Raw genomic sequence first — 11,641 nt, forward strand, 5'->3', positions numbered from 1 at the left:
TCAGAGAAGCGTTGATTGCCCCGCCTGCACCCCCCTCCTACCTACCTGTTCATCTTGCAGATGCAGCAAACAGTTAGGACCCGATAACAATGCTTCTCCCCCATGCCTCCCCTCGCATACAGATCGCCGCATCTGTCATCCTCGCCGGCCTGATTGGAGAGATCGTGTTCGAACTTTACGCTTGGCTTATATCGCCGCTGCTGTTTGGCCCAACGCTGCAACCCTCGAACCTTGTCATCGCGCTTGCGGAAAAGCTGGCGGGTTTGCAGATTTCGCATCTGACCGCGTTCCCGGTCCACTTTGCCATCGGTTCTGTCGGGTTTGGCGTGTTTGTCTACCTGATCCGGTTGCTGATGCCCGCGCGGGTCTTCCTGACCGGGCTCGTTTCAGGCCTGATCTTGTGGTTCGTCGCCCAAGGTATGCTAGCACCCTTTATCGGGCGCAGCTTTATGATGGATTTCGGCACTTACACCCAGTCATCCTTTGTCGGCCATGTCGGGATGACGCTGCTGATGTCCTATCTGATGGATCGTTTTTTGACAGGCGCACCCAAGCGGCTTGCCACGGCCTAGGCCCCTGCCCTTCGGCCGATCTGGTCGAAGGGCGCTTTATTCGCGCCAGAACCGCCGCGTCATGATGACAAGCACCACCATGATTTCCAGCCGGCCGATCCACATCGCCGCGGCCAGCAGCCATTTGGCGGTGTCATTCAGACCGACAAAGTTGCCAGCGGGGCCAATTTCCGTCCCCAAACCGGGGCCGACATTGGCCAGCGCAGTGGCTGCGCCAGACACGGAGGTAATGAAATCCAGCCCCGTCAGGCCCAGCAGCACGGAAAAGATGCCGACCAGCAAGATGTACAAAACGAACATCGCCATCACAGAGTTGAGCACGTCCTGCCCCACCGGACGCCCTTCGTAGCGGGGAATAAACACGCCGTGGGGCGAGTGGATTTGCCGGATCTGCGCCTTGAGCGAGGCGAAGAGCAGCTGATAGCGGAACACCTTGATCGAACAAGCCGTCGATCCGGCGCAGCCGCCGATCAAGCCGATGAAAAAGAACATCACGACCGGAAATGTGCCCCAAGCCATGTAATCCGCGCTGGCATAGCCCGTGCCGGAAATGATCGAGACGACGTTGAACAGCGCCTCGCGGAAGGCCAGTTCGGTCACTTGGCCTTCGCGGCCCCAGACCCAGGCTGTGATCATCAGCACGCAGACCATGATGATCCAAAAGAACGTGCGCACCTGGCTGTCGCGCATCAGCGGCTTGGCAGAGCCGCCAAGCAGTTGCACATAACGCACAAAGGGCAGCGCGGCGCTGAACATGAAAAAAGCGCCGACATAGTGGATGCCCGCGCCGTAGATCCCAAAAGAGCTGTCAGTGTTCGCCATGCCGCCCGTCGATAGCGTTGTCATCGCATGAACCACCGCATCAAAGGTTGGCATACCCAGCGCGCTGTAGGTCAGCGCGCAGGCCAGCGTCAGGCCGACATAGATGACCGAAATGCGCGACGCGATCTGGCCGGCACGTGGCAGGATCTTGCCCATCGTGTCAAAGGATTCAGAGCGGAAAATCTGCATGCCGCCAACGCGCAGTTCCGGCAGGAACACCATGGCCACAACGATGATACCAATGCCGCCCAGCCATTGCAGCGTGCCGCGCCATAGCTTGATGCCTTCTGGCAGCGCCTCTAGCCCGCCAAGCACGGTGGCCCCGGTGGTGGTCAGGCCTGACATCGCCTCGAAATAGGCATCGGTGAAGTCGCAGTTCGTCGCCCCGATGATGAACGGGATCGCGCCAAACAGCGGCAGCGTGATCCAGATCGTCGAGGTCAGCAAAAACGTCTGCCGCACGGTCAGGCCAGCGGTCACGCCATTGGCGCAGGACATGGCCAGCAGCGTGCCAGTCAGGCTGGTGATAATTGCGGATTCCAGAAAGACCGGCCAATGCCCGTTCCCTGCCAGCAGGTCCGCCATAAATGACGGCAGCATGGTCAGCCCCAACGTGGCGACCAGAAGGCCGATTACATATCCAACAGGGCGTAGGTCAATCATTCAACCGAGGTGCATCGACGCCGCCGCGCTGTCAAGCGTCCTGCGCGTTCCGCCCTAACCGACGTGGAAAAGTGACGCAAAAAGGCGCGGGTCGATGGACTGTGCAGCAAAGGTCGGACCTTCGGTCAGGACCGACACGGCGTCATGGCTGTGCAGGCTTTCCTGATGGCTGGCGACGATGCGGTAATCACCGATGCGCGGGTCCATTTGCAGCTGTTCGGCAAACAAACGGGCCGCGTCTTCGACAAAGATGGGGTTGGCGGCGTTCAGTTCGGCAAAGGCCTGCTCGTCCTCGCGTTTCACCATGACCTGCGTCTCCGTCGGCACAGCGGCGCGTGCCATCTCAATCAGGTCTTCGAACCAGGCGGTCTGCTGGCCGGGTTCCAGCACCACCGACACCCGCGCCACCGACCGCTGCGAATGCGGCGTGGCCAACTGGCCGCGGAACTGGCGGGCGTGTTCGGACAGCTCCAGCGAGCATGGGCAGGTGCTGGAATAAACATAATCAAGGTGGATGATCTTGCGGCGCACGCCGTCTGTTTCCACCAGTTCCAGCGCGATATCGTAATATTGATAGCCCGACAGACCGGACCGTAGGCTTTCAACTTTCATCGGAAAGCTGAACCGCATCTGAATGCGGGCATCAAAGCTTTCAAGGTCTGTTTTATAGGCGTCCAAGGCCCGCTCAATCACCTCAAAGCTAAAGGTTTCCTCGGCGTGCTTGTAGAATGTCCGCATGATGCGGGACATGTTGATGCCCTTCTTTTCCGCCTCAAGCGACACAGTCCCCGTCACGCTGGTTTCGAGCGTCAGATCGCCCGCGTCGCGGGTGTGGAACCGGATCGGCAGGCGGAAGTTGGAAATCCCGACGTGTTGGATCTGACGCTGGGCGCCCCGGATCAGGCTGGTGGGGCCGTTCTGCAGGTCGGGCAAAGTCGCTTTATAGGCGGCATCGACCACAAAATCCTCGGGGTAGACCCGCGCCATGGCCGGATAATCAGACGCCGACTGACCCGGCAAAAGGCTGCCGATCTGCGGATCAAGGGTCACAATTTCCTCGGCGCTTGCATCGCCAGCCCAACGCCGCAGCAGGCTCAGCGCGGCCTCTGCCTCGGTACGGCTCGGCTGGCGGTCAAGGTCACGGGACTGAATGTTCATGGCAGCACACACCTTTTGCGTTTCTCACCCCGTTAAGTGGGGCGTCGCTGCCCAGTTTCCAACTTTATTGCGACAGTTTGGCATAATGTCGCACCACAAGGGTGCGACATCTCCTTAGACCGCGTCAAGCGCTGCAAGCAGATCGCGCAGCAGATCATCCGGGTCTTCGAGGCCGACCGACAGGCGGATCAGACCGGGGGTGATGCCCAGATGTGCCTTTTGATCAGCGGGCAGACGCTGGTGCGTGGTGGATGCAGGCGGCGTTGCGATGGATTTCGCATCACCAAGGTTGTTCGAGATCAGGAAAATACCAAGCGCATTCAGCAGCTTGAACGACGCCTCTTGTGATCCAGCGTCAATCGCCAGCACCGTGCCGCCCGCGCCGATCTGATCCATGCACAGTTGATACTGCGGATGGCTTTCCAGCCCGGGATAGATCACGCGGGTCAGCTTGGGGTGGCCTTCTAGCCCTTTGGCGATGTGCAGCGCGCTGGCCGTCTGTGCGCGCACGCGCAGGTCCATGTGCTCTAATCCCTTAACCAGCATCCACGCGGTGAAGGGCGACATGGAGCCGCCGGTATGCTTCATATAGGGTTCGACCGTGCCGCGAATGAACTCTTTGCTGCCAAGGATCACCCCCGCCAGGGCCCGGCCTTGCCCATCGATATGCTTGGTCGCGGAATAGATCACGGCGTCTGCGCCCAGTTCCAGCGCGCGGGAATAAACCGGCGTGGCAAAGACGTTGTCGACCATGACCATCGCGCCGACGTCGTGCGCCAGCTTGGCGATGCCCGGCAGGTCAGCGACTTCCAGCGCGGGGTTCGAGATGGATTCGAAAAAGGCGATCTTGGTGTCCGGGCGTAGGGCGGCCTTCCACTGAGCCAGATCGGTGCCGTCAACGAATGTGACTTCGACGCCGTAGCGGGTCAGCACCTCTTCCAGCACATATAGGCAGGACCCGAACAGCGCGCGGGCGCTGACGACGTGATCGCCAGCCTTCAGGACAGACATCAAAGCGCCAGACACGGCGGCCATGCCAGATGCTGTGGCAAAGGCGTCTTCGGCCCCTTCAATCGCGGCGATGCGGTCTTCGAACATCGCGGTCGTCGGGTTGCCATAGCGGGCATAGATGAACTCATCCTCGCCCGCCTTCAGGAACCGCTGCTGCGCGTCCTCTGCTGTGTCATAGACAAACCCCTGCGTGAGGAAGATCGCCTCTGAGACTTCGTTATACTGACTGCGGCGCGTGCCTGCGTGAACGGCTTTGGTGCGCTTGTTCCATTCGGTCATGGCGTGCCCTTTCCGGCAAAGAAAAACCCCGACACCGACAGGTATCGGGGCAAACCCCTTACCCTTTTAGCGAATTGTTTAACGTGGCCCGCAATCTGGCATCAAATCACCACGGGTCCGCTATAGGCGGCGCGCAAAACTGCGTCAAGGCGGGCGCAGGTGTCACGGGCTGGTTACGAAATCAGGCTACCACAACGGCACACAAGATGTAGCGCGGGTTTGCCCATGACCTACCAGACAACCGAAGACCGCCGCCGTCCGTTTCGCACACGTTTGCAAGACGCCTTTGCCTTGCCACCCGACGTGCTGGACGACGAAATCACCGAGGTTATGTTGTTTCGCATGTCGCTGGTGCTCAACCGGGCCACCTTTGGCCCCGCCGACATGACCTTTTCCGCCCGCACCGCGCTGGCCTGTGACCGCGGCGGCAAAGGCTGCGCGATCTGGCGGATCGTGCGGGGCGGCATTGATCTATATTGCCAGATCATGCGGGCCGAAGTCTGCCATTGCGCAACGGCGCTGAGGAACTACCATCGCAGACGCGGCTAAATTTGGCCGCCTGCTGCGAAAGGCCTGCTATGTCCGCCCCGATTGATCTGTATTTCTGGCCCACTCCAAATGGTTGGAAGGTGTCCATCGCGCTGGAAGAGTTCGGCCTGCCCTATACCACGCATCTGGTGAACATCGGCAAAGGTGACCAGTTCAAGCCGGATTTTCTGGCGATTTCCCCCAACAACCGCATGCCCGCGATCACCGACCCAGACGGGCCGGATGGTGCGCCGATCTCGATCTTTGAATCCGGGGCGATCTTGCAATACCTGGCGCGCAAAACCGGTAAATTTGGCGGCGCGACCCAGCGTGACCGGATTGCCGTCGATCAGTGGCTGATGTGGCAGATGGGCGGGCTTGGCCCCATGGCGGGCCAAGCGCATCATTTCCTGAAATATGCCCCCGCAATGGATCCGCCCAACGATCTGCCCTACGCCAAGAACCGCTACCGCACCGAGGTCGCGCGCCTGTATGGCGTGATGGACAAGCAGTTAGCGCAAAACGAATTTATCGCGGGCAGCGATTATTCCATCGCCGATATGGCCTGCTGGGGCTGGGCGTCCCTGTGGGAAGGCCAACAGCAGACGCTGGACGACAAACCCCACCTTGCACGCTGGCTGGACCAAGTCGGCACCCGCCCCGCCGTGCTGCGCGGCCGCGCCCTGCATGCAGAGCTGCGCGGGGATTTTGCCAAGGATCGCGGGGCACAGGACCAGCTGTTCTCTAAACCGTCCTAACCGAATGTTCATATCCCTGCGCTAGCACTGGTTTGCTATCGTAGGGGAATTGAACATGAACCAGAAATTCCGCAAACACCGCTATCCGACGGCCTTTGTCCTGACGGTGACAACGCCGCGCGACCGACAACGGGCCACCTTGATTGACGTCAATCAGGGCGGCGCGCGTCTGGAAGGTGTGGAAAATGTCGTAAGCGGCGAACGTGTCGCGCTAGAGGTGATGTCCGAAAGGGTCACCGGCACCGTGCGCTGGGTCACCGCGCACCGTATCGGGGTCGCCTTTACAATGCCTGCGCGCCCCGCGCTTGTGGATCTGCTGCGCCAAGGCGTGCGCAGCAGTCCTGCAGCGCGCTTCAACTCTATGGCGCTGCGCGAAATGCGATAAGATAAAGGGCGGTTAGGCTTTGGGCCCGGCGTCTTCTTCGATCATGTAGTCACGCACTGCATAGAACTGCCAACCAAGAAAGATCATGCTGATCACTGGAAAGGCAAAGGTTTCAATCTTGACCCACAGGTCTGTCGATTGCGTGCGCCACAGCCATTCGTTGAACAGCGCCAAGGCGACACAGAACAGCGCAACGCGCAGGGTCAGGATCATCCAGCCCTTATGTTCCATCGGCAAGGCCGACCCCATCGCCCATTCCATATAGGATTTGCCGCGCAGCAGGCCAATGCCCAACACGGCCGCGATGACGGCATACACGATAGAGGTTTTCATTTTAAAAAACCGCTCGTCATTGAAATAAGCCGTCAGCCCGCCAAAGAAAATCACCATAAACGCGGTGAAAATCTGCATGCGGCTTAGCTCTTTGGTCAGCGCCCACAGCAGACCCATTGCGGCCAGCAGAATCGGGATAAAGATCAGCGTGGATAGGATAAAGCCGGAATATTCCGTCCCGCCGATAGTAAAAACGTCGTCCTTGATCCGGGTGTAGACGATAAAGAACATGACCGTCGGGCCAAGTTCCAGCACCTGTTTCAGAAACGGATTGATCGGTTGCGTGGCCATGTTGGTCTCCCTCTAGCCGCCCATTTCCACGATTACCGCGCCCAAGGCAACCAGCGCCATCAGCGCGGCGCGGCGTTTACCCACTGTCTCGCCCAGAATGAAATAGCCGATCAGCGCCGCAAACACGGTCGAGGTTTCGCGCAGCACGGCGGCCTCTCCGACTTTATCAAGGCGAGTGGCGAGCATGACGCCGCCAAAGGACAGCCACGCGATGAAAGACCCGAAAAAGCCGCGCAGCATCAGCGGCCCAAGGGCGGGCGGGTTATCCATGCGGCGATAGCGGATCGTGGCAAGTATGGGAAAATCAAGTGCGGTGATAAAGAAGAACCACGCTAAAAACGTAAACGGATCAGCAGCTTGCCGGATGCCGTAGGCGTCGTAAGTGGTATAGATCGCAACGATAATACCTGCCGCCAATGCCCAAAGCAGGCCTATTTGCATGGCCCGCAAGTCCAGCCTATTTTCGCGCAGGTTGACGAAAGCCAGCATCAGAATACCGCCCGACAGACACATGACGCCGAGCCATTGCACCAGCGTAAAATGTTCGTGGAAAATCACGCTCGCGGCCAATACCGTGACCAGCGGCCCCGTGCCGCGCACGACTGGGTAGACAACCGTATAGGCCGCGCGTTCATACGATAGCGCCATTGTGACTTTGTAAGCGAAATGGATCACCAATGCGCCTGCGAGCAGAAACGCCACCTGACCCGTCGGCCAAGGCACAACAAACAGCGCGACGGGGGCCGAAATGACCACCAGCCAGCCGTCAATCGCGCCGCGCGACAGCCATGGATCATGCCGCCCTTTTTGCAGCGCGCCAAAGGCGGCATGCGCAACGGCGGACATCAGCGCGAGGAGTGTCGCAAGCCGCGCGCCCTCTGGCGTGCCGGCGATTTGCACGAGCCAGTCGCCCATTACCGCACCGCGCAGGGGGGCCAGCCCCCCGGCTGTCGCCGCCCCCCGGAGTTTTCCGGGCCAGATGAAGGGATCATGCGTCGAGCCCGACCAAAGCGCGGGCGAAATCCTCGGGATCGAAGGGGGCAAGGTCGTCGATCTGCTCTCCGACGCCGATGGCGTGGATCGGCAGGCCGAACTTATCCGCCAGCGCGACCAGCACGCCGCCTTTGGCGGTGCCGTCGAGTTTGGTCATCACAAGGCCAGAGACGTCCGCGAGTTCCTGAAACACTTTGACCTGCTGCAGGGCATTTTGGCCCGTCGTGGCATCAAGCACCAGCAGGGTGTTGTGCGGCGCGTCTGGGTCTTTCTTGCGGATCACGCGAACGATTTTGGACAGCTCCTCCATCAAGTCGGCGCGGTTTTGCAGGCGGCCTGCGGTGTCGATCATCAGCAGATCAGCGCCATCCGCCTGCGCCTTGGCCATGGCGTCAAAGGCGAGTGAGGCAGGGTCAGACCCTTCCGGTGCAGTCAGAACGGGCACGCCAGCGCGGTCGCCCCAGACCTGCAACTGTTCAACAGCCGCCGCGCGAAAGGTGTCGCCAGCAGCGATGACAACGGATTTGCCCGCCGCCTTAAACTGACTGGCCAGCTTGCCGATGGTCGTGGTCTTGCCAGAGCCGTTCACGCCCACGACCAGCACGACCTGCGGTTTTTGGTTATACAGCGGCATGGGCCGGGCGACGGGTTCCATGATGCGGGTGACTTCGTCGGCCAGCAGTTGTTTAATTTCGTCCACGGACAGGCGGCGGCCCATGCGGCCTTCGGCCATATTAGCGGTCACGCGCAGGGCGGTATCCACGCCCATATCGGCCGCGATCAGCAACTCTTCGAGTTGTTCGACCATGGCGTCGTCAAGGGTGCGGCGCACAACCTCTTTTTGCTCGGTGCCGAACATGCGGCCAAGGATGCCTGCGGGTTTGGCGGCGGGCGGCGTGGGTGCAGGTTCTGGCGTTGGGGTCGGGGTCGGCGCGGGCGGTTGCGGAACAGGCGGCGGCGCGGCAGGTTCGGGCGCGACCGGTTGGGGGGCGACAGGTTCAGGCGCAGTCGGTTCGGGTGCGGTACCCCCTGCGCTGACAATCGCGTCCAAGCCTTCGTCCAGCTTGTCCGACGACCGGAACATGCGGTCCTTCAGCTTCTTGAAAAATGCCATGAGCGCTGCCTCGCGGATAAGTGTTGGCTTTAGCTAGTGCCAAGCCGGGGCAAAGGAAAGAGTGCGCGCCCTGCCAGTTGACGGCACGGCACTGCCCGCGTCTAAGCTGGTGCCATGTTGCGCCTGATAAGCCTTGTCCTTTTGCTATCCTTGCCGGGCCTTGCCCGCGCCGAAGGGGGCACGCTGTGTAGCACCGGGCAATTTGGCGCGGTGCAGTGCATTCGCCCCGCGCATTTCGTGGCCGACACCTGTCAGGCCATCGACGCCTTTGCGCGGGTCAACGCCATGGATCCCGCGTTTTTCGCGCGGCTGATCTGGCAGGAAAGCCGCTTTGATCCCAACGCGTTATCGCCTGCGCGGGCGCGCGGCATTGCCCAGTTTATCGACAGCACCGCTGAGATGCGGGGCCTGCGCGACCCTTACAACCCGGCCGAAGCGCTTGAATTTTCAGCGCAATATCTAGGCGATCTGATCGGCCGCTTCGGCAATCCGGGGCTGGCGGCTGTGGCCTATAATGGTGGAGAGTCCCGCGCCACGGGGTTGATTGCAAAAAGCGGTGGATTGGCCCGGGAAACCGTCGATTACGTCCAGATCATCACCGGGCTGACGGCAGAAACATGGCGCGACGCCCCGCCAGAGGTACCTGATTTCCGCTTGCAGGGGGACATGCCGTTTCGCGCCGCCTGTCACGATATGGCGCGCAATCGGACCTATACGCAGTTCAAACCGCCCGCGCCTTCGTATGCGCCGTGGGGTGTGCAGTTGGCCTTTGGCAAATCGGAAAGCCAAGCCCGCGCTGCCTTTGATCGGCGGGCGCAGGCGTGCCGCGGGACGCTGTCGGGCAAGCCCGTCGATCTGATTTTCACCCGCAATCGGGTGTCGGGGCGGCAAGGCTATTACATGGCCCGCGTTGGCGCGCAGTCCTCTCGCGAGGCGAACAAGCTATGTAACGACATCCGGCGTCAGGGCTGCACCTGCGCCGTTTATCGAAACTAAGTCAGCGCCTTACACCTCGTCCTTAAAGTGGGTCAGCACCGATTTTATCGGGTTCGGCGCAGCTTGACCAAGGCCGCAGATGCTGGCGTCCGTCATGACTTGGCACAGGTCGGTCAGCAGATCGGCGTCCCATTTAGGCGCGGCCATCAGGCCGACCGCCTTTTCGCAGCCCACCCGGCACGGGGTGCATTGCCCGCAGGATTCGCTGGCGAAAAAGTCCAGCATATTCAGCGCCGCGCCGCGCGCGCTGTCCGTATGCCCCAGCACCACCACAGCGGCAGAGCCGATGAAGGTGCCGTAGTCCGCGAGTGTGTCGAAATCGAGCGGCACGTCGTTGATGCTGGCGGGCAGCAGGCCAGAGGACGGCCCGCCCGGCTGGTAGGCCTTGAAGGTGTGGCCGGGGGCCATGCCGCCCGCCGCATCGATCACGTCCAGAATCGTTGATCCGGCCGGCAGCAGATAAACGCCCGGCTGTGCCACCCGGCCAGAGACCGAATAGTTGCGCAGACCCTTGCGTCCATTTTTCACCACATCCGACAGAATCTGCGGCCCCTCGCGGCAGATGCGCGAGACCCAGACCAGCGTTTCCACGTTATGCACCAGCGTCGGGCGGCCAAAGACACCGGTTTGCGCGACATAAGGCGGGCGGTGGCGCGGGATGCCGCGCTTGCCCTCAATGCTTTCGATCATCGCGGACTCTTCGCCGCAGATATAGGCGCCCGCGCCGCGCCGCAGCACGACGTAGCCTGCAGCGATAATGCGGGCGGTTTCCAGCGCGGCAATTTCCTGGCGCAAGATCTGGATCGCGGCGGGGTATTCGTCGCGCATATAGATATAGATCCGCGCCGCATCGACGGCAGCGGCGGCGATCAGCATGCCTTCTAGGAATACATGCGGCGCGTCTTCTAGGTATTTGCGGTCTTTAAAGGTGCCCGGCTCGCCCTCGTCCCCGTTGACGGCCATCAGGCGGGGGGCCTCTTCGGATCGTACAAAGCTCCACTTTTTGCCTGATGGGAAACCTGCGCCGCCAAGACCGCGCAGGCCGGATGATGCGATGCTATCCTGCACCGCGTCCCAATCGCCGTGATCGCGCAGCTCTGCCAGTTTGATATAGCCGCCATCGGCGCGGTAGGCATCAAGGCCTTGGTATGCGGGCATATCTGCATGAATGTGGCCCGCAGCGATGGCGGTTTTCACCTTATCCAGCGTGGCGTGATCGACCGAGTAGTGCCCCAGATGCACGGCCGGCGCGGTATCGCAGCGGCCCATGCAAGGTGCGCGCAGCACGCGAACCTGCCCGGGATCGAGCCCGTCTATCAGCGCCTGTTTCAGCGCCTGCGCACCGGCAAGTTCGCAAGACAGCGAATCGCAGACGCGAATGGTCAGGGCGGGGGGCGGTGTTTCCTCTTCTTTGACCACGTCAAAGTGGGCGTAGAAGGTTGCGACTTCGTAAACTTCGGCCTGCGACAGGCGCATTTCCTCGGCCAAAGCGCGCAGGTGGGCGGCGGACAAGTGGCCATAGCGGTCCTGCACAAGGTGCAGATATTCGATCAGCATATCGCGTGGGTGCGGCCCGTCGCCGATCAGCGCGCGCACCTCGGCCCATGCCGCGTCAACCAGCTGCCGCCCCTTTGGCGTGCGCCGTCCCTTACCACGGCCCGATTTCCAGACCCCGTCCTTTTGATCCAGCGCCATGACTGCCCCTCGCCTTTTGTTCGGCCAGCATAAGGGGGCGGCG

The 11,641-nt window shown here is 61.2% G+C and carries 12 protein-coding genes and 1 riboswitch; of the genes, 5 read left to right on the plus strand and 7 right to left on the minus strand.

Annotated features, from left to right (window positions below):
• Positions 1-89 precede the first annotated feature (89 nt).
• Positions 90-572 (plus strand): hypothetical protein, encoded by a 483-nt coding sequence (locus KBW81_RS10810; protein ID WP_090189314.1) that lies wholly within the window; start codon positions 90-92, stop codon positions 570-572.
• Positions 573-608: 36 nt separating this feature from the next.
• Here the strand turns inward: KBW81_RS10810 and KBW81_RS10815 are convergent, their stop codons facing one another.
• From KBW81_RS10815 to metZ, 3 genes are all read right to left on the minus strand, one after another.
• Positions 609-2,057 (minus strand): TrkH family potassium uptake protein, encoded by a 1,449-nt coding sequence (locus KBW81_RS10815; protein WP_090189312.1) that lies wholly within the window; start codon positions 2,055-2,057, stop codon positions 609-611.
• A 54-nt stretch (positions 2,058-2,111) separates the two neighbouring features.
• On the minus strand, positions 2,112-3,215 hold the full coding sequence (gene folE2, locus KBW81_RS10820; protein ID WP_254247176.1) for a GTP cyclohydrolase FolE2: 1,104 nt from the start codon (positions 3,213-3,215) through the stop codon (positions 2,112-2,114).
• A gap of 114 nt (positions 3,216-3,329) precedes the next feature.
• Entirely contained in the window at positions 3,330-4,505 is a 1,176-nt protein-coding gene (metZ, locus tag KBW81_RS10825) for an O-succinylhomoserine sulfhydrylase (RefSeq protein WP_090189308.1), read from the minus strand.
• 45 nt (positions 4,506-4,550) lie between these two features.
• A riboswitch (SAM riboswitch) is annotated at positions 4,551-4,628 on the minus strand.
• A gap of 102 nt (positions 4,629-4,730) precedes the next feature.
• On the opposite strand from metZ, the gene KBW81_RS10830 reads away from it, so the two are divergent.
• From KBW81_RS10830 to KBW81_RS10840, 3 genes are read left to right on the plus strand one after another with little or no spacing between them, the layout of a single operon-like run.
• A complete protein-coding gene (locus KBW81_RS10830; RefSeq protein WP_254247177.1) occupies positions 4,731-5,054 on the plus strand; it encodes a hypothetical protein in 324 nt (107 codons plus the stop codon).
• Positions 5,055-5,083: 29 nt separating this feature from the next.
• Entirely contained in the window at positions 5,084-5,791 is a 708-nt protein-coding gene (locus KBW81_RS10835) for a glutathione S-transferase N-terminal domain-containing protein (protein ID WP_254247178.1), read from the plus strand.
• A 55-nt stretch (positions 5,792-5,846) separates the two neighbouring features.
• On the plus strand, positions 5,847-6,176 hold the full coding sequence (locus tag KBW81_RS10840; RefSeq protein WP_254247179.1) for a PilZ domain-containing protein: 330 nt from the start codon (positions 5,847-5,849) through the stop codon (positions 6,174-6,176).
• 12 nt (positions 6,177-6,188) lie between these two features.
• Here the strand turns inward: KBW81_RS10840 and KBW81_RS10845 are convergent, their stop codons facing one another.
• From KBW81_RS10845 to ftsY, 3 genes are all read right to left on the minus strand, one after another.
• Entirely contained in the window at positions 6,189-6,800 is a 612-nt protein-coding gene (locus KBW81_RS10845) for an inner membrane-spanning protein YciB (protein WP_254247180.1), read from the minus strand.
• Positions 6,801-6,812: 12 nt separating this feature from the next.
• On the minus strand, positions 6,813-7,715 hold the full coding sequence (locus KBW81_RS10850; RefSeq protein WP_254247181.1) for a DMT family transporter: 903 nt from the start codon (positions 7,713-7,715) through the stop codon (positions 6,813-6,815).
• Between the two features lie 73 nt (positions 7,716-7,788).
• On the minus strand, positions 7,789-8,907 hold the full coding sequence (gene ftsY / locus KBW81_RS10855) for a signal recognition particle-docking protein FtsY (protein WP_254247182.1): 1,119 nt from the start codon (positions 8,905-8,907) through the stop codon (positions 7,789-7,791).
• A gap of 114 nt (positions 8,908-9,021) precedes the next feature.
• On the opposite strand from ftsY, the gene KBW81_RS10860 reads away from it, so the two are divergent.
• Positions 9,022-9,903 (plus strand): lytic transglycosylase domain-containing protein, encoded by an 882-nt coding sequence (locus KBW81_RS10860; RefSeq protein WP_254247183.1) that lies wholly within the window; start codon positions 9,022-9,024, stop codon positions 9,901-9,903.
• A gap of 9 nt (positions 9,904-9,912) precedes the next feature.
• Here the strand turns inward: KBW81_RS10860 and KBW81_RS10865 are convergent, their stop codons facing one another.
• The gene (locus tag KBW81_RS10865) at positions 9,913-11,598 is read right to left on the minus strand and encodes an NAD(P)H-dependent oxidoreductase subunit E (protein ID WP_254247184.1); all 1,686 of its coding nucleotides are present in this window, start codon (positions 11,596-11,598) and stop codon (positions 9,913-9,915) included.
• Positions 11,599-11,641 lie beyond the last annotated feature (43 nt).

The organism is Loktanella salsilacus, from assembly GCF_024206795.1.
Lineage (GTDB): Bacteria > Pseudomonadota > Alphaproteobacteria > Rhodobacterales > Rhodobacteraceae > Loktanella > Loktanella salsilacus.

Bases quoted from the DNA above. Each gene is read 5' to 3' on its own strand.
- KBW81_RS10810 (WP_090189314.1), top strand. From the start codon at position 90: ATGCTTCTCCCCCATGCCTCCCCTCGCATACAGATCGCCGCATCTGTC.
- KBW81_RS10815 (WP_090189312.1), bottom strand. From the start codon at position 2,057: ATGATTGACCTACGCCCTGTTGGATATGTAATCGGCCTTCTGGTCGCC.
- folE2 (WP_254247176.1), bottom strand. From the start codon at position 3,215: ATGAACATTCAGTCCCGTGACCTTGACCGCCAGCCGAGCCGTACCGAG.
- metZ (WP_090189308.1), bottom strand. From the start codon at position 4,505: ATGACCGAATGGAACAAGCGCACCAAAGCCGTTCACGCAGGCACGCGC.
- KBW81_RS10830 (WP_254247177.1), top strand. From the start codon at position 4,731: ATGACCTACCAGACAACCGAAGACCGCCGCCGTCCGTTTCGCACACGT.
- KBW81_RS10835 (WP_254247178.1), top strand. From the start codon at position 5,084: ATGTCCGCCCCGATTGATCTGTATTTCTGGCCCACTCCAAATGGTTGG.
- KBW81_RS10840 (WP_254247179.1), top strand. From the start codon at position 5,847: ATGAACCAGAAATTCCGCAAACACCGCTATCCGACGGCCTTTGTCCTG.
- KBW81_RS10845 (WP_254247180.1), bottom strand. From the start codon at position 6,800: ATGGCCACGCAACCGATCAATCCGTTTCTGAAACAGGTGCTGGAACTT.
- KBW81_RS10850 (WP_254247181.1), bottom strand. From the start codon at position 7,715: ATGGGCGACTGGCTCGTGCAAATCGCCGGCACGCCAGAGGGCGCGCGG.
- ftsY (WP_254247182.1), bottom strand. From the start codon at position 8,907: ATGGCATTTTTCAAGAAGCTGAAGGACCGCATGTTCCGGTCGTCGGAC.
- KBW81_RS10860 (WP_254247183.1), top strand. From the start codon at position 9,022: ATGTTGCGCCTGATAAGCCTTGTCCTTTTGCTATCCTTGCCGGGCCTT.
- KBW81_RS10865 (WP_254247184.1), bottom strand. From the start codon at position 11,598: ATGGCGCTGGATCAAAAGGACGGGGTCTGGAAATCGGGCCGTGGTAAG.